This window comes from Acinetobacter sp. TAC-1, assembly GCF_029025845.1.
Taxonomy (GTDB): Bacteria; Pseudomonadota; Gammaproteobacteria; order Pseudomonadales; family Moraxellaceae; genus Acinetobacter; species Acinetobacter guillouiae.
In genome coordinates this window covers 3,186,122-3,206,527 of sequence record NZ_CP118892.1, presented here as the reverse complement: position 1 = coordinate 3,206,527, position 20,406 = coordinate 3,186,122, and the positions used below count along the sequence as shown (strand labels likewise).

Annotated in this window: 20 protein-coding genes; 10 read left to right on the top strand and 10 right to left on the bottom strand. The window is 38.7% G+C overall.

Features of this window, described 5'->3' with window-relative positions:
• Window positions 1-20: 20 nt before the first annotated feature.
• Window positions 21-1,355 carry a HAMP domain-containing sensor histidine kinase gene (locus tag PYV58_RS14815; RefSeq protein WP_034612184.1) on the top strand — a complete coding sequence of 445 codons (1,335 nt, stop codon included), beginning with the start codon at window positions 21-23 and terminating at the stop codon, window positions 1,353-1,355.
• 168 nt (window positions 1,356-1,523) lie between these two features.
• Here PYV58_RS14815 and PYV58_RS14810 read toward each other — a convergent pair whose 3' ends face one another.
• Window positions 1,524-1,694 (bottom strand): hemin uptake protein HemP, encoded by a 171-nt coding sequence (locus tag PYV58_RS14810; RefSeq protein WP_004721884.1) that lies wholly within the window; start codon window positions 1,692-1,694, stop codon window positions 1,524-1,526.
• 140 nt (window positions 1,695-1,834) lie between these two features.
• Here PYV58_RS14810 and PYV58_RS14805 point away from each other — a divergent pair, with 140 nt between their 5' ends.
• Window positions 1,835-2,746, top strand: coding sequence for an NUDIX domain-containing protein (locus PYV58_RS14805; RefSeq protein WP_034612180.1), 912 nt, complete (start codon window positions 1,835-1,837; stop codon window positions 2,744-2,746).
• A 26-nt stretch (window positions 2,747-2,772) separates the two neighbouring features.
• Here the strand turns inward: PYV58_RS14805 and PYV58_RS14800 are convergent, their stop codons facing one another.
• Entirely contained in the window at window positions 2,773-3,357 is a 585-nt protein-coding gene (locus tag PYV58_RS14800) for a hypothetical protein (RefSeq protein WP_004820161.1), read from the bottom strand.
• A 51-nt stretch (window positions 3,358-3,408) separates the two neighbouring features.
• A complete protein-coding gene (gene mrcB, locus PYV58_RS14795) occupies window positions 3,409-5,802 on the bottom strand; it encodes a penicillin-binding protein 1B (RefSeq protein WP_034612279.1) in 2,394 nt (797 codons plus the stop codon).
• A 159-nt stretch (window positions 5,803-5,961) separates the two neighbouring features.
• Between mrcB and PYV58_RS14790 the strand changes: the two genes are divergently transcribed.
• The 3 genes from PYV58_RS14790 to PYV58_RS14780 all read left to right on the top strand — a co-directional run bounded on the left by PYV58_RS14790 (window position 5,962) and on the right by PYV58_RS14780 (window position 7,846).
• Window positions 5,962-6,900, top strand: coding sequence for an NAD(+) kinase (locus PYV58_RS14790; protein WP_042140791.1), 939 nt, complete (start codon window positions 5,962-5,964; stop codon window positions 6,898-6,900).
• 2 nt (window positions 6,901-6,902) lie between these two features.
• Window positions 6,903-7,169, top strand: coding sequence for a DUF1315 family protein (locus PYV58_RS14785; protein WP_004721875.1), 267 nt, complete (start codon window positions 6,903-6,905; stop codon window positions 7,167-7,169).
• A 212-nt stretch (window positions 7,170-7,381) separates the two neighbouring features.
• Window positions 7,382-7,846 carry a hypothetical protein gene (locus PYV58_RS14780; protein WP_034612175.1) on the top strand — a complete coding sequence of 155 codons (465 nt, stop codon included), beginning with the start codon at window positions 7,382-7,384 and terminating at the stop codon, window positions 7,844-7,846.
• A gap of 27 nt (window positions 7,847-7,873) precedes the next feature.
• Here the strand turns inward: PYV58_RS14780 and PYV58_RS14775 are convergent, their stop codons facing one another.
• Window positions 7,874-8,869, bottom strand: coding sequence for a glycosyl transferase family protein (locus tag PYV58_RS14775; protein WP_034612172.1), 996 nt, complete (start codon window positions 8,867-8,869; stop codon window positions 7,874-7,876).
• Window positions 8,870-9,288: 419 nt separating this feature from the next.
• Here PYV58_RS14775 and PYV58_RS14770 point away from each other — a divergent pair, with 419 nt between their 5' ends.
• Window positions 9,289-10,650, top strand: coding sequence for a dicarboxylate/amino acid:cation symporter (locus PYV58_RS14770; protein ID WP_004721869.1), 1,362 nt, complete (start codon window positions 9,289-9,291; stop codon window positions 10,648-10,650).
• Window positions 10,651-10,766: 116 nt separating this feature from the next.
• Window positions 10,767-11,126 (top strand): hypothetical protein, encoded by a 360-nt coding sequence (locus PYV58_RS14765; RefSeq protein ID WP_034612168.1) that lies wholly within the window; start codon window positions 10,767-10,769, stop codon window positions 11,124-11,126.
• Between the two features lie 5 nt (window positions 11,127-11,131).
• Here PYV58_RS14765 and prfH read toward each other — a convergent pair whose 3' ends face one another.
• Window positions 11,132-11,722, bottom strand: a complete 591-nt coding sequence (gene prfH / locus PYV58_RS14760; protein WP_034612165.1) for a peptide chain release factor H — start codon at window positions 11,720-11,722, stop codon at window positions 11,132-11,134.
• Window positions 11,723-12,023: 301 nt separating this feature from the next.
• Between prfH and cgtA the strand changes: the two genes are divergently transcribed.
• Both cgtA and proB read left to right on the top strand, forming a co-directional pair.
• The gene (cgtA, locus tag PYV58_RS14755) at window positions 12,024-13,247 is read left to right on the top strand and encodes an Obg family GTPase CgtA (RefSeq protein ID WP_004820174.1); all 1,224 of its coding nucleotides are present in this window, start codon (window positions 12,024-12,026) and stop codon (window positions 13,245-13,247) included.
• A gap of 61 nt (window positions 13,248-13,308) precedes the next feature.
• Window positions 13,309-14,442: a glutamate 5-kinase gene (gene proB / locus PYV58_RS14750; protein ID WP_004721861.1), complete on the top strand. Its 1,134-nt coding sequence runs from the start codon at window positions 13,309-13,311 to the stop codon at window positions 14,440-14,442.
• 241 nt (window positions 14,443-14,683) lie between these two features.
• Here proB and PYV58_RS14745 read toward each other — a convergent pair whose 3' ends face one another.
• From PYV58_RS14745 to PYV58_RS14730, 4 genes are all read right to left on the bottom strand, one after another.
• Window positions 14,684-15,292 (bottom strand): hypothetical protein, encoded by a 609-nt coding sequence (locus PYV58_RS14745; RefSeq protein ID WP_034612162.1) that lies wholly within the window; start codon window positions 15,290-15,292, stop codon window positions 14,684-14,686.
• A complete protein-coding gene (locus PYV58_RS14740; RefSeq protein ID WP_034612159.1) occupies window positions 15,289-16,410 on the bottom strand; it encodes a carboxypeptidase-like regulatory domain-containing protein in 1,122 nt (373 codons plus the stop codon). Before PYV58_RS14740 ends, PYV58_RS14745 begins: the two co-directional genes overlap by 4 nt.
• A gap of 304 nt (window positions 16,411-16,714) precedes the next feature.
• A complete protein-coding gene (locus PYV58_RS14735) occupies window positions 16,715-17,362 on the bottom strand; it encodes an HAD-IB family hydrolase (RefSeq protein WP_004820178.1) in 648 nt (215 codons plus the stop codon).
• Entirely contained in the window at window positions 17,329-18,537 is a 1,209-nt protein-coding gene (locus tag PYV58_RS14730; protein ID WP_034612156.1) for a DUF1615 domain-containing protein, read from the bottom strand. Before PYV58_RS14730 ends, PYV58_RS14735 begins: the two co-directional genes overlap by 34 nt.
• Window positions 18,538-18,620: 83 nt before the next feature.
• Here PYV58_RS14730 and dusB point away from each other — a divergent pair, with 83 nt between their 5' ends.
• Window positions 18,621-19,643, top strand: coding sequence for a tRNA dihydrouridine synthase DusB (gene dusB, locus PYV58_RS14725; RefSeq protein ID WP_034612153.1), 1,023 nt, complete (start codon window positions 18,621-18,623; stop codon window positions 19,641-19,643).
• A gap of 43 nt (window positions 19,644-19,686) precedes the next feature.
• Here the strand turns inward: dusB and PYV58_RS14720 are convergent, their stop codons facing one another.
• Entirely contained in the window at window positions 19,687-20,280 is a 594-nt protein-coding gene (locus PYV58_RS14720) for a DUF4291 domain-containing protein (protein WP_034612150.1), read from the bottom strand.
• Between the last annotated feature and the right edge of the window lie 126 nt (window positions 20,281-20,406).

The window sequence follows — 20,406 nt, the reverse complement described above, 5'->3', positions numbered from 1 at the left end:
ATGATTTCAATAGGATGAATATGACCCAAGCAGTATCACTACAAACCAAGCTGATTAAGACCTCCATGCTCAGTTCAATTGTGGCAGGTATTTTTGCGCTGATACTTCTGGTCAGTCTTTCGATTTATCACAACATGAAGGTACAAGATGAAATCATGGATGAAGTTGCAGATATGCTTCTGATTTCAGATTTAAGTGCGACCTCTGGTTTTCAATTGGATGAGTTAAGTGATGAATTTGATATTCAGTACCGATTGATGAATGGTGAGGTGATGTTGACCCAATCCCCTGAATTTGATTTGCAACAAGAGCATGACAATCTTCTGGCGAAGGGTGAAGACAATGGATATGCATTTATTTGGGCAGAAAATAAGCTGTTACGTAGTTACCGAGCAATTGATCAGGATTCTCAGTTAAGCGTCTATGTTGTTCAGCCCTTAAGTGTCCGTTTTAAAGACTTATTGCAAAGTTTTATCAGCTATTTATTGGTTTTATTGAGTCTCTGGTTGCTGCAATGGCTGATTTTACATTTCTCAGTAAAAAAACAATTTAAATCTATTCAACTGCTTTCGACAGAAATTGCAGAGAAAAATGCCAATGATCTCAGCTTAATTCAGCAGCAGCCTGCCTTTAAAGAACTTGAGCCAATGGTCAATCAGCTCAATCAAATGCTTGCGCGACTGGATCAAGCTTTAATTGCTGAACAACGCTTTACCGCAGATGCATCACATGAATTGCGCTCGCCGCTTTCTGCGATACAAATGCGTTTGCAGTTATTACAACGCAAATATGCAGAGGTTCCTGAGATTCATCAGCAACTCAATAGTATTCAAAATGATGTGAATCGAGGAACGCTGGTTCTTGAAAATCTTTTGCTTTTGGCACGATTAGATCCAGCGGATGCCAGTGAATTACCGAAGACTTGGATAAGTCTAGAGCAAATGACTCAGCTTGTGTTAAGTAGCTTAGATCCATTTATAGATGAAAAGCAGGTTCAGATTCATATCCAAAGTGAAGATGTTCAAGTCTATGTAAATGAAGAATTACTGTTTATTTGTATTCGCAATCTTGTCGATAATGCGATTCGTTATACGCCAGTACAGGGCAATATTTATATTCAGATTGGACCTTTAAACAATAGCAATAGCTTTGAAATTCAAAATGATGGTGAGGGTATTCCTCAAGACATCTTAGATCGTTTAGGTGAACGTTTTTATCGAGCGTTGGGGACCAAAACACAAGGTTCAGGTTTAGGTTTGTCAATTTGTAAAAAGGTGATCGATTTACATCATGGACAGATTCAGTTTGCTGCTTCCAAATATGGCGGTTTGAGCGTTTGCGTTTATTTACGTTAAAGTTGTGCGATTGAATCGGGCATTTTTATTGAATGTTTAACATTTCATTGGATCGTTTTATAGAGATAGGGTGTTGTATAAAAATCAACTGACAAAATTAAAAAGCAGTATGCGCTGATTCATACTGCTTGTTCCCACGTTTTTTGTTTTAACTTAATGTTTTTATAGTTATTTGGTCAAAATTAGACGATTGTTACGTGTTAAACGTAAGCGATATTCTTCTCCAGCATGCATGATGCGAATTTCGCGCCCTAATGCAAATAAGTTATTTGAATGTAACATCGGAAGAGATTGGTGAGCTTCAGTGTTACGTGTGAATAGGCTAAAAGGTGCGTTCATTATTGTTACTCCGTGTGGGGTGCTGTCTAAGTGATTTAAATGATAATCATTATCGAATAGGTCTGTCAACGATAATTTTTATCATTTATAAAATTTCTATAATTGCTTACAATTCATTAAAAATTCAGGTGTCGATTTTTATGTCTAAACCCAGTATTCATGTGGCTATCGCTTTATTACTTTATCGTGGCAAAGTGCTGGTCGGTTGGCGCAATGCGGATCAGCATCAGGGCAATAAATATGAATTTCCTGGTGGCAAAATTGAAGCAGGGGAAACGCCTGTTGAAGCATGTCGTCGAGAGATCTTTGAGGAAGTGGGAATTGGCATCCAGCAATGGCATGCTTTTGATGTAATTCATCATGTTTATGATGATGTTGAAGTGTTTCTCCATCTTTATCATGCCACGGTTCCTGAACAATATTTGCATGATATTCAGAAACCTTGGACATGGTATGGACGTGATCAACTATTCGCGCTGAATTTCCCCAAAGCCAATCAAGCGATTATTCAACGCTTGTACTGGGCGCATCAAATTAAAATCTCCGACAATCTTTCAGCATTGAGCATAGAAAAAAGTCTAGATGACAACGCGCAATTTTTTTATTTTAGAACGACTGCAGATCAGGTTGCTGTAACACAAATTTCGCAGTTAGCTGCAAATGCCTTATCTCGCTTGATCGTCAATATAGAGCTATGGCAACAGTTGCCTGAGTATCTTCAAAAAAGTATAGCTGCTGTACATTATAAACAGCATCAATTGATGGATTTACACATCGAGCAGTTACCAATCGGTCTACGTTGTATAGCAGCATGTCATGATCTGGTATCTTTACAGCGAGCACAGACATTGGGTTTTGATGCTGTGATTTTAAGTCCAGTATTTGCAACCCAGACCCATCCTGAAGCCAATGCACTTGGATGGGAAAAATTTGCTGAATATGCCAAGACCTGTGATTTACCAGTCTTTGCATTGGGGGGATTAAGCCAAGCTGATTTAGCGATTGCACAACAGCATTATGCATACGGGATTGCTGGGATTCGAAATTTTTAATCGAGCAGAGATATTGTTTTAAACAGTTATAAACGTTGTAACTGTTTTTGCGCTTCTGCGATGGTCTGTTGATTTTTTAATTGTTGAGCAGCCTGCAAGATAACATTCCAAAAGGTTTTCTTTTGGGATGGACTTTGCGCATAACTTAAACCACGTCGCGCTAGAGATTCAGCATTTGCATATTGTTTCTTCTGATTGGCAATTTGAGCCAAATAAGAGAACACTTGTGCCGATTGTGGTGCAATACGTTGTGCATGGATTGCATAACGTTCAGCTTCATCCCACTGGCCCTTTTGATATGCAGTTTGAGTTTGTTGAATGAGCTGTTTAAATGCTGGGATATTTTCCCCATCTTCAAATTTTTGCGTTTGAGGCTTGGATTGTGGCGCAATCACGACAGGAACTTTTTCACGTTTAATTTCAGGGCGTTCATAAGGGGTAATTTTTACCCCATCTGGTGTAGCAACCCGATGGTCAGGCTGTTCAGATTTTGGCTTTTCAACAGATTTGCTTGGTTTAGAATTTTGTTGGGGTGTTGTTTGACACCCGGCCAAAGTTAATATTCCACTTAAACTTAGAATATAAGCGATTGTGCTTACATTTCGTTTCATCACAAATTCCTATTTAAAAGCCAATTTACCTGTATATCCAACACGTTTAGATTAGTTGTTATAACTACCACTTGAGATCACATGACCTCTTGAGTCCTGATCTAAACTGTCTTCACTTTCGCGAATATAGTTTTCTATACTATCACTTGAATGCGGCTGTGAAGTGTTTTGTTGCGTATCAGGCGTGGATTGAGGATCAACTTGATAATATGGCATGCCGCACTCTGTCGCACGATTAGGGACTGTGTGACGTAATAATGGAATATATAGCGCGCCTTCACAGCCTTGTGCTGAAAGCTCCCCAGTACGAGAGTCTACCCATTGCCATGAAATATCATCTGTTTGACGTAAATTCACTGGTTTTTGGCGTAATTGCTTCATGACATTGATCCAGACAGGTAATGCACCTGATGAACCTGTAAGCCCAGTGATTTTATTGTTGTCTAAGCCTAACCACACCACTGCTAAATTATTGCCTGAATATCCAGCAAACCAAGAATCACGGGTATCGTTGGTTGTACCAGATTTACCCGCAAGTTTGAGATCAGCAGGTAATGTGTTGTAAGCCGCTTTACCTGTACCCGCAGACATGACTTGTTGTAAGCCAAAGTTCAACAAGAAGGCAGCAGAAGGGTCTATGGTTTGTTGTACATTTAAACCAAAACGTTCCAATAAACGACCATTAGAATCTACAACAGTACGAATGGCTTTGGTTGGGTATTTAAATCCACCTGTTGCAAAGTTACCATAAATATTCATCACTTCCATTGGTGACATATCAACAGCGCCAAGGAAAATAGACGGGTAGTTTGGAATCTTTGAGGTCACGCCAAATTTAGACAAGTTATTGCTAAATGTAGAGATCCCAAATTCGTTCCCTAAACGCACAGCAGACAAGTTATATGAGTTTGCTAAAGCTTGAGACATCGGAACATAGCCATGACCTGTTCCACTATAGTTCTTTGGTGTCCAGGTTTGATTACCACTGACAGGTAAACTAATTGGCGCATCTTCAATTTGTGATGCCCAGTTATAACGACCTGATTCCAACGCACTTAAATAAATCACAGGTTTAAGTAAAGAACCCACTTGACGTTTCGCATCTACAGTACGGTTAAAGCCAGTAAAGTCCTGGGTAGAACCAACAGCGGCAATCAATTCGCCATTTTCAGGACGGGTAACTAAAACAGCGCCTTGTAGGTCTTTTAGTCTTGCGGGGTTCGCATTGGCTAAACGGCTCACCGTTTCTCTAAAGCTCTTTTGCACTCTAGTTTGTGCAATTGGATCAAGTGTCGTAAAAATTCTTAAACCTTGATTGGTTAAATCTGATTCTTGGTATTCGGTTTTAAGTTGACGACGTACAATATCTAAGAAGTCTGGGAAGCTTGCTGTACCTAATGTTGGTTTACGCACCACATTGAGCGGACGTGCAATTTCTTTTTCATATTGCGCTTGGTCTAAATATCCCATCACCAACATATTGTTCAGCACAATATCGCGACGTTTTTTTGCGCCTTCAGGATTTTTCCAAGGGTTAAATAGGGTAGGGCCTTGAACTAAACCAACCAAAAATGCTTGTTGTGAAATATTTAATTCACTAAGCGGTAAACCAAAATAGAATTGTGAAGCCAAGCCATAGCCATTGACAGAATAATTACCACTTTGACCTAAATTCACTTCATTCAAATAGGCTTCTAAAATTTCGTCTTTGCTGTAATGAAGCTCTAATAACAGCGACATCAGGGCTTCATTCACTTTACGTTTTAAGGTCTTTTCAGGGGTTAAGAAAAAGTTCTTAACCAACTGTTGCGTCAGTGTTGAACCACCTTGACGTTTACCACCAGTCACGTTACTGAGTAATGCGCGCGCTGTACCACGGAATGAAATACCGTGATGGCGATAAAAGTTTCTATCCTCTGTAGCAATTAAAGCTTCAATCAAAGGTTTAGGAACTTTATTTAATTTGATCAGGACGCGGTCTTCATTGTGTTGCGGGTAGATACCACCAATCAACATCGGTTCTAAACGTGCAATTCCTGTATTGGTCGGTTTGGTGGCTTTTACATCTGTAACTGTATCGCCAGCAAAGGTTACTTGTAGGACTTGTTCTGGATCTACACTGTCACCAAAGTCAAAGCCACGTGTATGCACGTAAATTGTATTCGGTTGGGTAATATAGGTTCCCGATTTGGTATAGCTATCACTGTTTTTATAACCGAGTAATTTGAGCTCTTGTTCAAACTCTATTTGGGCAATTGGCGCAGTTGCATAAATTTCTAATGGGCGAGCGAATACTTTCGCAGGAATATCCCAGCGATTGCCTTCAAACTTATCTCGAATAACATTGTCGAGGCGAATTAAGTAGACGCTAAATGCGAGAAATACTGCAATAATTAATACACAAAAAATCAGTGCAATTAAGCCTATACCACGTTCGGTCTTCATATACAGATAATAATACCCAAATTTATTTTCGCTAATCATGCGAAGCTTTTCTTAATTTTGCAATAATAAATCTGTGAAATACACAAATTTAAAGGCTTTTTAAACATTCTCGTTATTTTTCGTATATGAATGATTTTATAAACATATACTGAGAGTGCTATTATATCTCAGAATTTCAGTGGAGCTACCGCATCTGTGCAAATTTCACCAAAGACCTTTCGTAATATCGGTTTAATTGGAAGACCAGATAAATCATCTGTGGTTGATACGCTTTGTCTTATACACGATCATTTATTAAGTTTGGGTCTGCATCCAGTTTTTGATACAGCTACAGCACAACTTGTACCTTATACCAATACACAAACTGTCAGTAAGAATCTGCTCGGTGAAGTGGTTGATTTGGTTATTGTCGTGGGTGGTGATGGTTCTTTATTACATGCTGCACGTGCATTGGTAAAATACAATATTCCTGTACTTGGGGTGAACCGCGGTCGTTTAGGGTTTTTAACAGATATTAAACCCACTGAAGTGCTGTTTAAGTTAGATCAAGTTTTAAAAGGTGAGTTCCAGCTTGATCGTCGCTTTTTATTGGAAATTGAAATTCGCAGTAAAAATGAAATAATTTATGATGCAATTGCTTTGAATGATGTGGTACTTCATTCTGGTAAATCTGTACATATGATTGATTTTGAGCTGAACATTGATGGGCAATATGTTTATCGCCAACACAGCGATGGTTTAATTGTATCGACTCCGACAGGTTCAACGGCATATGCCTTATCTGGTGGTGGACCGATTTTACATCCAAGTATGGATGCAATTGCTTTGGTTCCAATGCACCCACATACGTTGTCATCAAGACCGATTGTGGTGGGTGGGCAAAGCGAAATTAAGATATTGATCCGTGAAAACCGTGTGTTGCCGATGGTCAGTGCCGATGGACAGCATAGTGTTTCATTAAATGTCGGTGATAGTTTGCATATTCGTAAACATCCCTTCAAACTAATACTTTTACATCCACCAGGTTATGACTTCTATATGGCTTGTCGTACTAAACTTGGCTGGAATCAAGATTTTGATTCTTTTCAGCGGGATTGACCATGAATATTGAACAGATGCTTTCTATTTTAGATGCTGACATTGTCGAGCGTTTAAAAACTGCGGTAGAAATTGGTAAATGGCCAAATGGTGTGGCGTTGACTGCTGAGCAACGTCAAACCTGTATGCAAGCAGTGATTGCTTGGGAACATCAGAATATACCTGAAAAAGAACGTACAGGTTATATCGATAAAGGGCATAAAGAAGAGGGTGAGGAATGTGATTCGCATGTGCCTGAGCCAGAATTTAAACCGATTCGTTTTATCTAACTGAGCAAAAGATCCCTTGAATCACAGAGTAGTTTCACTTTGTGATTCAAACACTCAATTTAAAAAACAATAATATTTAAACTGTTTCAATCATGATGCTGTTAAAACGATAACTATGTTAAAACGATAAATACGTTCAAACGAGAAGTGCGTAATAAGGTGATAAAGATATTCAGAATGATAAAAATCTTAAAAACGATAAAGAGGTTAAAATGCTCAAGCTGCTCAAAACAATAACGCGACTAAAAACAATAAAGCTTGCCCGACTCAGTTTATTCTGTATCACTGCAATTTCGACCAGTGCATTCGCTGAGCAAACAAGTGATGCAAGACGTATTCAATGTTTATTAGATGTTACCGTAACCGCAAGTCAAAATTTCCAAACGCCAGTCACACAATATACATCAATTAAAAATGATGGTTATCCCATGCTGTTAATTGGTATCAAGATCCGTAATGCTTATACAGCCGACGCATCAAAAAAGATAAAAACCCATCATCTGTATTGTTTAAGTCTGATTGGTAAGCAAAAAGATGCTTATTTATCTGGTCCTTATCAACCCAATAATATCGATGTCAAAGTGGGTGATCAGTTGCAACTCATCAATATTCATTCTTCTGGGAAAAGTTATCCCTATTGGGCTGATTTTTATTTTATCCAAAAGCGTGATCAATAACGTTCACGCTTGTGTTTAAAGATGAAATTAGAAACGCGTGTTCCAAAGATGCTTTGCTTTACTCATGGCTTCTGGATAGTTATTTACAATACCCATGGTATATAAAGCAATGCCCATTGTTTCAGTGATGGCAATTTCTCCATACTCATGTGCTTGTTGGCCTTCCCAAACCGATTTAAAAACAGCGAGATCAAGCTGTTCTTCTGTTGGGCTACGGTTATCGGTTAATTTAGGCAACTCATGTTCATAAAGTTCACCATCTTGAATACCACAGATAAGAGTTTTGGCATCAGGATTACGCTCAAACTCGCCACCTTCACCTTTAATCACAGCACTATTTTTATAACCTAATTGAAAGGCAGCTTGTTGGTGTGAACTACGATAAGCAGGGTGGAAAATTGCCTGTAAGGTTGCTTTGGCATTGAATGGATTAATCAAACGAGCCAGTGTGTGAATCGGGGAGCGTAAACCCATCACATTTCTAAGATTGATCAAATCTGCCAAGATCGGAGAAATTACATTTAAAGGCAAATAGGCAAAATTTTGCGTGTCTAGTTGCTGTTTGACTTGTGCTTCATTTTGGCAAATTGGAAAGCCTAAGTATTCTAAGACTTGTTCAGTATAGACACGGTTCATGGTATGGCCTGATGCACCATGCATCACGATTTTATAACCATGCTTTGAAAGTGTTAATGCTGCCAATAAAAACCACGGATAATGTTTGCGTTTACCCGCATAAGATGACCAATCTAAATTCACAGCAAGTGGTTGAAAATTCAATTGGTCTTTAGTCGCTTGGACAAAACCTGTCAGTTCATCTACAGACTCTTCTTTGACCCGAAGCAACATTAAAAATGCGCCAAGTTGTACGTCTAAGACTTCATTTTTCAAAATCATTGAAAAAGCTTGATAAGCTTCATCATAAGTTAATGATCGTGCACCATTTTTCCCTTTACCGACAATTCGCACAAACTGCGCAAAAGGATGTTCAAAGTCTTTATAAAGATTGCGTTTTGTATTCATGTCAAATGGATCAAGGGAGAGGAGACAGTGGAATACACTATGCCATAAATGGATCTGAATCGTATAGATATAGACGATATTAGACTAAGGTCTAAGCATAAATTGCACAGATGTTAGGCGAAATTAACATTTGCATAGAGATTGATCATCAAAAATTAATTAAAATAGCCTTGAAGAGCGTTTTATTTTTTATCTCCTGTTCTGTATTTATTCTTTTGGCCAAGGTGCCAGCGAGAATAAATCTTAAACATCGTCATTCGTTGTCATTGTTTTGGAAAACTGTCGTTTTCTGAAGGGATTTTTATTTGCTAAAAACCGACTTCCCAGAAGTTTTTATCGGGATTTTGGGCTGTGTCAGCAAATGGTAGCATTAACATTGGATATTTCTTCAAACAGAAATATAGAAAGAAGTAATTATCATGGCTAAGAAACCGCTGTATAAGTCACTCTATTTTCAAGTGATTGTTGCCATTATTTTGGGTGTGATAGTAGGGCACTACTTTCCAAGTGGTACTCAATTGATCAATGGTGTAGAGAAAAGTGTTCCTGGTTTAGGCGAACAACTCAAACCTTTAGGTGATGCTTTTATTAAGCTCATTAAAATGATTATCGCCCCTGTGATTTTCTGTACCGTGGTCAGTGGGATTGCGGGCATGGAAAGCATGAAATCAGTGGGTAAGACCGGTGGTATTGCACTTTTATACTTTGAAGTCGTGTCTACCATTGCCCTGATTATTGGTTTGGTTGTCATCAATATCGCCAAACCGGGCGTTGGTATGAATGTTGATCCTGCGACTTTAGATACCACAGGTATCAGTAAGTATGTGGAATCAGGTGCATCACAGTCTACCGTTGATTTCTTTTTGCATATCATTCCAAATACCGTTGTGGGTGCATTTGCAGAAGGTGAAATTCTACAAGTTCTTTTATTTGCCTTATTGTTTGGTTTTGCATTACATAAACTGGGCGATGCTGGAAAACCAGTATTAAGATTGATTGATCAAATTTCGCATGTATTCTTTAACATTGTGAATATGATTATGAAACTTGCGCCAATCGGTGCTTTTGGTGCGATGGCATTTACCATTGGTAAGTATGGGATTGGTAGCTTAGCGCAACTTGCACAGTTAATTCTTTGTTTCTATATCACGTGTTTGTTGTTTATCTTTATTATTTTAGGTTCAATCAGTCGTTTCTGCGGATTTAGTATTTTAAAAATGATTCGTATGATTCGTGAAGAGTTGTTGATTGTATTGGGTACATCGTCTTCAGAATCTGTATTACCACGTATGCTGAAAAAGCTTGAAATTGCTGGCTGTGAAAAGTCTGTGGTTGGTTTGGTAATTCCAACAGGTTATTCATTTAACCTTGATGGTACCTCTATTTATTTGACTATGGCGGCGATCTTTATTGCACAAGCAACCAATACTCAACTGGATATTTGGCATGAAATTACCTTGCTTGCAGTCTTGTTGATTTCATCAAAAGGCGCAGCAGGTGTAACTGGTTCAGGCTTTATTGTCATGGCAGCAACTTTGGCTGCTGTAGGCAATATCCCAGTCGCTGGTTTGGCTTTGATTTTAGGTATTGACCGTTTCATGTCAGAAGCACGTGCATTGACTAACTTGGTGGGTAACTCTTTGGCAACGATTGTGGTTGCCAAGTGGGTCGGAAAGCTGGATGTTGAGAAGCTCAATGATGCTTTAAATAACCCAGCTGAAGTGGATCGTAAAATGCTTGAAGAATCAAATCAGCCTCAATTGGATTTGCAGAAGTCTTAATTTTATTGTGTTGTAAATCAAGGAAGCTCAGGCTTCCTTTTTTATTGTTGTGATAAAATCGTGTTTCGATTAGAAATCAATTTCTATAATCAAAACTATCTTTAATTAGGTATTCAATGGATAAAAATATTCAAGATATTGCATATCAATTATGTGCGGAATTTATACAAGCAGTTTGTCAGAAAAATTTTAAACAACTTCATTTAAAATTTGGAATATCTCAAGCTGTTTGGGATGAAATTCAAGAAGACGTTTTACATTACTATTTTGATCAAAACATTCCTGAACTAACAATTTCAAATGAGAATTTTGAAGTTTTTCAATATTATCAAGGTGGTTATGGAATAGAGGCCAAATTAGAAACCACGTTAAATGATGAAACAGGAAAATGGGCAGATTTAACATTAAGTGCTGAGCTAATTGAAAAAGAAAATAGAACGTTTCAATTTGCATATCGATTAATTGAAGTGATGTAAAAACATCACTTTTTAAATGCTCGGACGGCATTGCCTCGCTCTATCAACGCATGTTGTAAATGTTGAGCGTGTTTCTGATGGGCTTGCTGGCTCTCCATCTGTTGTTGTAGTTTGAGTGCAATCAACTCTTTTGCAACACGTTTATTGGCATGTTGGCTCCGTTCAGACATGACCTTTACACTTATTCCAGATGCAACATGCGTTGCATGGACAGCAGAGTCGGTTGTGTTGACATGCTGGCCACCAGCACCTGAAGCACGGCAGGCCTGAAAAGTGATGGTGTCATCTGCAGGGAGTTGCAACGGTGTATCGAAAAGCGTAATGCCTACAAACCAGTTTTTACGTTTATGTTGTGGACGAATTGGACTTTGAAAAGTCCATTGAATTGTACCGAGCCAAGTATTGAGCCATGTTTGAGCATTCTCATCGACACTGAGCAGTACCGAGGAATAACCATATTGAGTCGTATGGCTTTCAATTGTTTGGAGATGGATTTTTTTTGTTTTGGCTTCTTTGTGTATTTCTTCAAGCGTATATTTTACAGCGAGTTCACATTCTGCGGGTCCAAGCGCAGCACTGAGTTGGACGATAGACAATATGAGTGTTCCTTAAAATTAATGTATAAGTTCGAAAATCAAAAAAATGCATGCGAATAAACAGAAATTGTGAGATTCATTAAAATAAGCGTGATTTAATTTTGAATTATTGATTTTCAGCGAACTGATTATAGAAAAATATGTGAATAAAAAACAATCGAAATCGAATAAAAATATGCATTATCAAGCCTCTCACAATAAATGTTTAAGAAAATTCATGCTTAGCTGAATAATACTATTCGAGAAATTTTTGAAAATATGGCAGAATATGGGGTTTTAAAGATTTTAGAGGATTGGCAGCATGCGCTTTGTTGATGAAGCAGTCATTACCGTAGAGGCTGGCGACGGTGGCAATGGCGTAGCCAGTTTTCGCCGTGAAAAATTTGTACCATTTGGTGGCCCAGATGGTGGTGATGGTGGTCGTGGCGGCAGCGTATATATTCAAGCTGACGACGATACCAGTACCTTAGTAGATTATCGTTATACCCGTAAATTTCGCGCTGAACGTGGTAAAAACGGTGCTGGCGCAAACTGTGCTGGTCGTGGTGGTGAATCAGTTATTCTGAAAGTTCCAGTAGGAACAACCATTGTAGATACAGAGTCTGGCGATATTATTGGTGATTTGGTTGAAGATGGCCAAAAGGTTTTAGTTGCACATGGTGGCGATGGTGGTTTAGGGAATACTCATTTTAAATCATCGACTAACCGTTCTCCGCGTAAATGTACACATGGTATCAAAGGTGAATACCGTGAAATTCGTTTAGAGTTAAAAGTTCTAGCGGATGTAGGTTTATTGGGGATGCCGAATGCAGGTAAATCTACCTTTATCCGTGCAGTATCAGCAGCTAAACCAAAAGTTGCAGATTATCCATTTACAACAATGGTACCGAACTTAGGTGTGGTCGATGCGGATCGTCATCGTTCATTCGTTATGGCCGATATTCCTGGATTGATTGAAGGTGCAGCGGAAGGTGCTGGTTTAGGGATTCGTTTCCTTAAGCATTTGGCACGTACACGTATTCTTTTGCATATTGTCGATGTACAACCGATTGATGGTTCAGATCCTGCCTACAATGCCAAAGCGATTGTGGAGGAATTGAAAAAATTCTCACCAACATTGGCTCAATTACCGATTGTTCTTGTTTTAAACAAACTTGATCAATTAACTGATGATACTCAAGAAGAATGGTGTAATCATATTCTTGAAGAATTACAATGGGATGGTCCTGTATTTAAAACTTCAGGCTTGCTTGAAGAAGGTACCAAACCTGTTGTGTATTACCTCATGGATCAAATCGAGCAACAACGTGAGTTGGAAGATGAAGATCCAGAGTATGCAGCGAAAATGAAAGCATTCCGTGATCAGCTTGAAGCTGAAACACGTGAGCAAACGATTGCTGCAAAAGAAGCTTATCGTGAAATGCGTCGTCAACAACGTCTTGCTGGTATTTTGGCAGAGGAAGAAGATGATGAGGATGACGATGGCGAGGATGATGGCGAAATGGAAGTGTACTACGTACGCTAATTTCTAAGGGTATCTATCATTTCTAAAGATACCCATTTAGAAAAGAAAGACCGAGGACAAGATGATAGAAGTGGTAGATGGGCAACGTCAGCTCAAGGCTTTAAAACGTATCGTTGTTAAAATCGGATCATCTTTACTCACAGCAAATGGGCAAGGTTTAGATTTGGATGCAATTTCGCATTGGGCGAAACAAATTGCAGATCTACACAATGCAGGGCACGAGATTATTCTTGTGTCTTCAGGTGCTGTGGCTGAAGGGATGGTTCGTATGAAGCTAGAGAATCGACCCACCGATTTACCCAGTCTACAAGCTTGTGCTGCCATTGGTCAGATGGGGCTAATTCATACGTGGTCAAGCGTGTTGGAAAAGCATTCTATCCAAACGGCGCAAGTCTTGTTAACTCATGATGATCTTGCGGATCGCCGCCGTTACCTTAACTCATGTGATGCACTGCAGAATTTAATTGATTGGAAAGTGATTCCTGTCATCAATGAAAATGACACAGTGTCTACTGATGAAATCCGCTTTGGTGATAATGATACGCTTGCAGCAATGGTTGCAGGGCAAGTTCATGCAGACTTACTGATCATTTTGACTGATCAGCAAGGGATGTTTGATTCAGACCCGCGTTCTAATCCAAATGCAAAATTGTTCCATACTGTTCGTGCAATGGATGAAACCTTGTTTGATATGGCTGGTGGTGGTGGTAAGTTTGGTCGTGGTGGTATGTTGACCAAAGTTCGTGCTGCTCGTCTGGCTGCTAAGTCAGGTTGTCCAACGCTGATAGCCAGTGGTGAAAGTGACAATGTATTGGCTCGTTTAATGGCGGGTGAATTATTGGGTACTTTATTTATTACTGATGATGATCGTGTTACAGCACATCAACAGTGGTTAGCTGCACACCTTCAAACTGCAGGGCGTTTGGTTTTAGATGATGGTGCTGTCAAAGCCATTAAAGAAAACCATCGTAGTTTATTGCCTGTAGGGGTAAAAGCTGTTGAAGGGCATTTTGATCGTGGTGATGTTGTGGAATGTGTTGATCAGTATGGTCATCGAGTCGCGGTTGGACGGGTGAACTTTAGTTCGCGTTCTGCTGAAACTGTCAAAGGTTTGGCTTCGGATAAAGTGTATCAGGTGCTAGGTGAAGCACGTTCTTTAGAAATGATTCATCGTAATCACATGTCGATTTATTGATTAGCTTTAAGATTTCTAAGAAATATAACCCCGCTTTGGCGGGGTTTTTATTTGGGTATGATTAATGGTACTTTTTCGTTGTATAGATCGGATTTAAAAAATTTATGGCCGACCCATGCTATAACTGAACACTAACTATTGAATAGGCATTGTTTGCGTTTGTAGCATTGGAATAGCAATACCCATATAAAGGTATGTTGAGCAAGCACATTTAATTTTTCCTCAAATCACGAGTCAACTATCATTTGGATAAACGGACACATTGATGTGTGACAGCTTTTGGATCTGAACCAAAGGTTTTTTCTATTTTTCCAGCACCCGTGGTTGTCACCCGAAATGGCATGGAACTTTCTTTACCGATTCTTGCCTGAAAACTTTTCGCAATAGTTTCAGCAAAATCTTCAGCCATACGATCTATTTTTGCTCCTAGTTGTGAGCGAGCTGCAGCTGGTGCATTTTTGCCTAGCATACTGGTAATAAAATCTGCCCGTTCTTTAGGGGCAATACGTCCTTCACGTAATTCCCAAGTTAAAACAAGAAGTTTTAAGGTGTCACCTTGTAAACGATATTGCGCTTTAGAATGGCTAATCACCTCAATGGGCATCAACTTTTCCCCTAAGGGAAAGTAAAAAATAGTTGAATCATCTCCTTCACTGATTCCATCTGCAGTCGTCATCACGGTATAGGTCTCAACCATTTTAAGTGGCTTACCTGCATTAATAGGTAGTGCAATTTCAGCTTGAGCAGTACATTGCCAAGATCCGAGCATTGGGGCAAGATCAGAAGCATAGAGGGAAGGTGTTGCTATCATACAACTCAGTAACAACAATATTGGGATATGCATCTTCATTTAAATTGCCACTCCGAACAAGACAAGCCCATAACGCCAATGCCTTTTTGCTTTCCACGATTAATTAAACCACCAATTAGCCCCTGAGCACGAAAGGGTGGGGTTAAACTGATTTTGACAATCTGATCTGGTTTTGAAATTGTGACACGATCTTTTAGGATGTCATTCCAGTTCCGAAAAAATTCACGTTCTGAATAGAAATGAGTCGTGGTAATGGTATTACCATTTTGTGAAGTATTGGCACCATCATAATTCATATAACTGCCTGCACCAGCAGAAGCATGTTCAGCAACGATTAGATACTTGCCTGGTTTGAGTTGTGAAAAACGAAACTCACCATCGCTATTGGTGCGCCCTTCAATACGCATCTGAGTAATCAGTGGAGAAATAATTACTGTATCTTCAGGACGAGATTTTTCGTACAGACTGAGAATTTCCTCAAGATAAGGCGTCACTGGATACAAAAACACTGCTTCGTTACGTAAATAATCACGGAAAGTTTGTCCATGTGATCTATTTGTAGTGCATGCTTTACCCATAATTGTTGCTGCCCCTGGTTCAAGAGCCAGTTGTGCTACACGCACATCTAACTCAGATTTAGGGCGTATTTCTCGACCAATATTTTTTGTGGCAGGGGGGGCGCCACGTCCAGATGTGGTTTGTGTTGCAACGATATTTGAAGATTTAGCACTCGGTAAACTGGCGAGAAATCCGCACATCGCTGTACGCATCTGTGGTGTACTTTGTTGTTTTAAGCTGCTATCTCCTAAGCTACGTAATCCAACCATGTATTGATTCTCTGTCTTGGTCACGACAGCTGTCATTGCAAGCCAAGCATCTCTAGCCTGTTTGTTTGGTAAGAAGGTGATCTCAGTCCCTGAGCGAGTTGTTTCCTCACTGTCTATACGGAAACCAGACTGCTCAATTGCTTGTTTGATCTGCTGTGAAATATCGTGCTCATTTGCCGAAGTGAGCAAAACGGTTGCTTGATAATCGACCATGCCATTTTGGCGATTGACTACAAAATTATCTTCACAGCTTGCTGGACGAGCCATTACTGATGATGTTGCAAAAATAGAGAGCATGGTCAAAATTATATTGAATCCATTAATTTTCAAAGTAAAATTCCTTTTCGTTAGTTTATTTTTTAAGTCTTAATTTAATGCCTATAGTTTGATTGATTTATCTTTATTTCTGTAAAGTGAGTTTTATATCACAATATTGTGATGAAGTAATAATTTTTTTAAAGTCGACCTTAAAAGTACGTTTGAAATAAAAAATTAACAATGGTAAAAGCAAGGAAAATCAAGTTTAAGTTTATTTTAAATTTTGTGGTAATGCTTTGATTATAAAATAATTATCAAGAAATTTTACTCAATTTATTCAGATCATATATATTTTGCAAGTCATTGATTAAATCTTTTAAGCAAATTTTTTTTCATCTTCTAAATAAGGTAAAACCTGATCCTTACCAACCATATATTGATAGTCGGCCAAATGAAGCATATCTAAATCTTCTTCACTGTTCCCATAGGCGAATATTTTATTATATTGATCTAAATCATATCTTTCTAAGATACGAAGTCGTTTTTGTTCACAACTGCAATCTGGCGTGGAATAGTTGCCAGTAAATTTGCCATCTATGACTTCAGTACCAGTACAGATCAAATCGATATCTAAGATTTGGCAAATGATTTTGAGGTAAATATCTACAGATGCTGAAACCAAAACAACATCATCGCCATTTGTTTGATGTTTTAATAACTGCTGATAAAGGTTTTGATCCAGTTGTCGAACTAAGCGTTGAGCGTATTCGTTTGCAATATCTTGAATTTCATTGGCATCGGCTTGTTTAAACATTGCATTAAATAATTTGATACGCATGGAGTTGGCAGGGTAGATATTTAAATAATAGGCCTGAATCCACGGTAAAATTTTGATGCCTTGCTTTACGATATGTCTTTTTGATAAAGCATAGAAAATAAACCCTGTGAAACTGTCTTTTTTACACAAGGTTCCGTCAAAATCAAATAATGCTAAATTTTTAAACGTTTTGCTCGGTGCATACATGTTTCATATCGTCCGTTTACGCGGCTTGCGTACCAGTTAGTATTATAATCACGACTCAATTTAGGCCCAGAAATGACAACTTCAGGGATTATCGCATACATTGGATCTTTGCCTGTTTTATTCTTATAAAGTTTAGTCACTGCAATATAGGTTTGAGTTTTTTCAAAATCTTGCTGCTTCTCGTCTTTTAAATCACTACGTAGTTGTCTCGGTGTGACTAAAATATTATTTTTTGAAAATAAGGCAGTGAGGGCTTTTTCTGTATCTGTAATTGCCGGACGCGGCGCGCCATTTTTATCATACGAGAGTAAATCACCATCGAGTGCCAGATTAGCTTCAGTGAGCTTATCAATCATTTTTTGAAAAGCGGCATTTCGGCTAGAATACATGCCTGAGTTATAGTCAGCAAAACGATAAATCGGTTTATCATAATCTGCTGGATACATCATTAAACGATGGATTCCATAGTATAAACCTCCAAATTGAGTATATAGATCATCACGTAATTCATTGATGTTCATACTGGTGCGTTTATGCTCTTTGGCATAATTGATATGAACCTGCATGGAACCTAATGTGGTGATTGGGTTCATTTTTTCAGCAATATCTTGTCCAACAAATTTGGCCGCACCTGTCAGCGCACTCACATGATAATGCTTTGCCATATAATCAAAGATTTCACGGTAAAGTACGTCTAAATCTTTTTCAGTGCGGACACGACTCATTTGTTTTAAATAGTTATCATCAGGTGAGGGCTGATTTTTTAAAACATTCTCAAAATATGCAGCAACCGTGCCACCAATTGTGGTTCCAAGTTTATCTTCAAACTTTTCATTTAAACGTGTGGTGACTTCTTTTACCGCTTTATCCCCCAAACCTGGCACGACAGGATTGGCAACAAAGTTAGATTCCTGATCAACCACTGCAATGATGGTACAGATATTTTCTTTGTTGGTTGGGATTTTTAATTCATTGGAAATATCGTAGATGTCTTTTGCCCACGAGTCACGTTGATTGACACGATTTGGAATCAGTTTTCTGATTTGCTCTTGTTTTAATTGTTCATCATCTTCATTGGCAAACCACGAACCTTTACCACAAGCGACTAGGCTTAAAGAAAGAGCTAACACGCTGAAAGATTTAAGAAATGCGTGATGTCGAACTAATTTTTTCATGTCGAAGAAAACATACTCAGAAAATGATGAGCCACTATGGCAGATGCAGTATACTATGAAGGTCTAAAAATGTATGAATATATATGTATATTGGTCCTTATCAACTGTCAAATAATTTAATCGTTGCACCTATGGCCGGAGTCACAGACCGTCCGTTTAGGACACTGTGCAAATACTTTGGTGCTGGGCATGCGGTAAGTGAAATGATGACCTCTGATCAGACCTTACGTATGACCAAAAAGAGTTTATATCGGGCAAATTTTGATGGTGAATTAGCGCCGATTTCAGCGCAAATTGCAGGATCTGAACCAGATCAGTTGGCTGAGGCAGCACGTTATCAAGTTGCAAATGGGGCGCAAATTGTCGATATCAATATGGGATGCCCAGCAAAAAAAGTTTGTAATAAACTGGCAGGTTCGGCATTGCTGAAAGATGAAGATTTGGTTGCCCGAATTTTAGATGCAGTGGTAAAAGCGGTTGATGTGCCTGTGACGTTAAAAACGCGGTTAGGTTTTTTAAATGGCCATGAGAATATTATCCGTGTGGCGAAACGAGCAGAAGAAGCTGGAATTGCAGCCTTAGCTTTACATGGTCGGACCCGTGAGGATATGTATTTAAATACGGCACGTTATAGTTTGATTAAAGAAGTCAAACAGATGCTCTCTATTCCTGTGATTGCCAATGGAGATATCGACAGTCCAGAGAAAGCTAAATATGTATTGGACTATACTGGTGCTGACGCGGTTATGATTGGGCGCGCGGCCCAAGGGCGTCCATGGATTTTTCGTGAAATTGCCCATTATTTAAAAACCGGTGAATATTTAGCAGCACCAGATATTCAAGAAGTAAAACACGTATTACTGGGCCATTTGTCTGAACTTTATCAGTTCTATGGTGAATACTCGGGTTGCCGAATTGCACGTAAGCATATTGCTTGGTACACCAAAGGCTTACATTCTAGTAATGAATTCCGTCAAAATATGTACAAAGTGGAAAGTACGATAGAACAAGCAAAAGTTGTTGAGGCTTACTTTAATCACTTGCTTGAACAAGGCAATACGATGAGTGATGTACAGGTTGAATCGGTAAATTTATTGGATGTGTAATCAATAAGGTGTAATGAGTATGGAAGCGAACTCCCATACTGAATCAACCAATCACTAAATGTTTTTTTAATGCATCGTTTAAAGGATAAATACGTTGTTTAGGCAAGAGCTTTTCAGCGTGTTTATACTGTCCTAAACGTCGAAATTGCGCCATCTTATTTACAAGAGGGGTGATATCTTGGATTGAGTGAATCGCGGTGTTGTTAAACGCTTGAATTAAAAAACGACTAATCCCAATTTGAATACTACGCTGTTCAAGCTTAGTTCCCTTTAAATTCCGTTCAGGATCCCACTGAATATGAACTTTGGCATTTTCAAAAGACTCAAACCAGTGTTCGCCATTTTTATGCGCAGAGAGTGTCGGGTCGGTATGGATACTTTGCTGGAGTAAATATTCCCAAAAATCACGTTTGATACGGATTGCCAAAATATGATTTTGGTTGGATTTTGTTGCCCAATGACTTCTTTCCATTAGCCATAAAAATGAAGGTTTTATCCATGTCATTCTGTGAAAGGAAAAGGGCGAAACAAACTTTTGTTGTTGTACCGCCAATTGTGCAATTTGTTGGTTATAGGCTTGATAAACTGTAATCGTGTCGCGGTCATATAGCGCACGTATTTGATGATATGCAGACATGATAAATCTCACTTGTATTCTGAATAAGTTGTTAAAAAATTTAAAACTTAATCAAATAAGTGGAAAATGATTCACCGATTGGCAAAAAATTTGATTTAACATGAGCATCAAGCTAGCTTTATTGAT

Excerpts from the sequence above, each read along its gene's own strand:
- PYV58_RS14815 (WP_034612184.1), top strand. The coding sequence starts at position 21 with ATGACCCAAGCAGTATCACTACAAACCAAGCTGATTAAGACCTCCATG.
- PYV58_RS14810 (WP_004721884.1), bottom strand. The coding sequence starts at position 1,694 with ATGAACGCACCTTTTAGCCTATTCACACGTAACACTGAAGCTCACCAA.
- PYV58_RS14805 (WP_034612180.1), top strand. The coding sequence starts at position 1,835 with ATGTCTAAACCCAGTATTCATGTGGCTATCGCTTTATTACTTTATCGT.
- PYV58_RS14800 (WP_004820161.1), bottom strand. The coding sequence starts at position 3,357 with ATGAAACGAAATGTAAGCACAATCGCTTATATTCTAAGTTTAAGTGGA.
- mrcB (WP_034612279.1), bottom strand. The coding sequence starts at position 5,802 with ATGAAGACCGAACGTGGTATAGGCTTAATTGCACTGATTTTTTGTGTA.
- PYV58_RS14785 (WP_004721875.1), top strand. The coding sequence starts at position 6,903 with ATGAATATTGAACAGATGCTTTCTATTTTAGATGCTGACATTGTCGAG.
- PYV58_RS14780 (WP_034612175.1), top strand. The coding sequence starts at position 7,382 with ATGCTCAAGCTGCTCAAAACAATAACGCGACTAAAAACAATAAAGCTT.
- PYV58_RS14775 (WP_034612172.1), bottom strand. The coding sequence starts at position 8,869 with ATGAATACAAAACGCAATCTTTATAAAGACTTTGAACATCCTTTTGCG.
- PYV58_RS14770 (WP_004721869.1), top strand. The coding sequence starts at position 9,289 with ATGGCTAAGAAACCGCTGTATAAGTCACTCTATTTTCAAGTGATTGTT.
- PYV58_RS14765 (WP_034612168.1), top strand. The coding sequence starts at position 10,767 with ATGGATAAAAATATTCAAGATATTGCATATCAATTATGTGCGGAATTT.
- cgtA (WP_004820174.1), top strand. The coding sequence starts at position 12,024 with ATGCGCTTTGTTGATGAAGCAGTCATTACCGTAGAGGCTGGCGACGGT.
- proB (WP_004721861.1), top strand. The coding sequence starts at position 13,309 with ATGATAGAAGTGGTAGATGGGCAACGTCAGCTCAAGGCTTTAAAACGT.
- PYV58_RS14745 (WP_034612162.1), bottom strand. The coding sequence starts at position 15,292 with ATGAAGATGCATATCCCAATATTGTTGTTACTGAGTTGTATGATAGCA.
- PYV58_RS14735 (WP_004820178.1), bottom strand. The coding sequence starts at position 17,362 with ATGTATGCACCGAGCAAAACGTTTAAAAATTTAGCATTATTTGATTTT.
- PYV58_RS14730 (WP_034612156.1), bottom strand. The coding sequence starts at position 18,537 with ATGAAAAAATTAGTTCGACATCACGCATTTCTTAAATCTTTCAGCGTG.
- dusB (WP_034612153.1), top strand. The coding sequence starts at position 18,621 with ATGTATATTGGTCCTTATCAACTGTCAAATAATTTAATCGTTGCACCT.
- PYV58_RS14720 (WP_034612150.1), bottom strand. The coding sequence starts at position 20,280 with ATGTCTGCATATCATCAAATACGTGCGCTATATGACCGCGACACGATT.